At 54.3% G+C, this 1476-nt stretch carries 1 protein-coding gene; it reads right to left on the bottom strand.

What is annotated here, in order from left to right; all coding sequences use genetic code 11:
• Positions 1 to 71 precede the first annotated feature (71 nt).
• Positions 72 to 1472: an ISNCY family transposase gene (locus J1782_RS00285; protein ID WP_213050626.1), complete on the bottom strand. Its 1401-nt coding sequence runs from the start codon at positions 1470 to 1472 to the stop codon at positions 72 to 74.
• Positions 1473 to 1476 lie beyond the last annotated feature (4 nt).

The raw sequence follows: 1476 nt of genomic DNA, 5'->3' as shown, positions 1-1476 counted from the left end.
TGTTTAGGCTGGTTTTAAATGTCCGCCTTTTGGCTAAGTTAAAATGTCCGTCTGATAAAGCACCGTCTGGTTTAGCCAGGTTTGCCAAAGATGGATTCTGACTGCGTTTGTAATTGTGTGAGCGCGTCCAATATATCGCCCTGATTCAGCGAGCGCTGAGACTTCTTGCCCGGTGATTTTTTTCTTCTCGGTGCTTCTCCATCCTGACGCGGCAGCGCCTGCGAGCGCGTGTTGTCCCGCTGTTCCTGCACCAGTTTTATCATCTGCAGCGTCCGGCCCAGCCGCTTGTTGTCCACGATGGCTCCCTGATCAATGTCTCCCAGCCGGTCATAAGTGGTAAAGGGCAGGGAAGTCCCGTTTGCACGCAGCTCAATCGTGCCATTCGGGTATTGCCAGACCTCTGCGTATTTTCCCTGAAAACGGCGACTGAGTTCATTATCCTCAAGTAAATACAATACCTTATCATATTGTAATGTCAGGCTTTTTGAGATGCGGCGCGGTTCGCGCCATGTGAAGATAGCATCCAGATCATCCTCTCGTTCCAGCGGCCGGTGAACGTCAAAGTCATGGCGCGGCGGTTTGGCAAAACGCCGGTTGTAGTCGGCCATATATTCATCGGCAAAGGCATTGGCGTCCTCCGGTGTGCTGATATTCCTCAAACGCAGCTCCTTTACCAGACGATCCTGCAACGTAAGATGTGCGCGTTCAACGCGGCCCTTAGCCTGGCTGCTGTTGGCACAAATCCCCGTGATGTTGAGACTCTCCAAAGCGCGACCGAACTGAGTCTGGCCAGAACCGCCGTGAGCGTGCGGGTTGTTTATGCGAAAAACGCTGGCCTTATCGCTGTAAAACGCCAGCGGGCGTCCATGGCGTTCAAGATAGGCGCGGGTGGCATTGAAATAGCTGAACGTGGACTCGCTGTGGACAAAGCTGAGCATCATCAGCCGGCTGGTTGCGTCATCGACGTAGACCAGCAGCGTGCAGGCGGGAGCGCGATCCTCGAACCAGTGATGATCACAGCCATCAATCTGAACCAGTTCACCGGTGCAGGCCCGCCGATAACGGGGCTGATGAATTTTAGGCGCCCGAAGCTTACGTGGGATCCATAATCCTGACTGGGTCATGAGCCTGCGGACAGTCTCTTTAGCAAGGACAAGATCGTGCTGTTCGGCCAGCTTCTCGCAAGCCAGCGTAGGTCCAAAATCCGCGTAGCGTTCACGAATGATGGACAGCGCAAGTTCTGCGATTCCGGGCTGAAGCTGATGATTACCGCGCATGCCACGGCGGCGATTGGCGACCGAAAGCGGACCTGACTGCCGGTAACGTTCGAGAAGACGACGGCAGTGACGGTCCGTGATATTAAGTCGCAGCGCGGCCAGACGAGTGGTCAGCCTGTTATCAATGACATCCTGCAAAATCTTGAGGCGGTTAACTTCATTCATCGTGAAAAACTCCGAACCGTGTGCCGTCATCAGT

It is taken from the genome of Rahnella sp. BCC 1045 (assembly GCF_019049615.1).
GTDB classification, from domain to species: domain Bacteria; phylum Pseudomonadota; class Gammaproteobacteria; order Enterobacterales; family Enterobacteriaceae; genus Rahnella; species Rahnella contaminans.
Note: the sequence above shows the minus strand (reverse complement) of the source record. Positions and strands in the feature narration are given on the sequence as shown.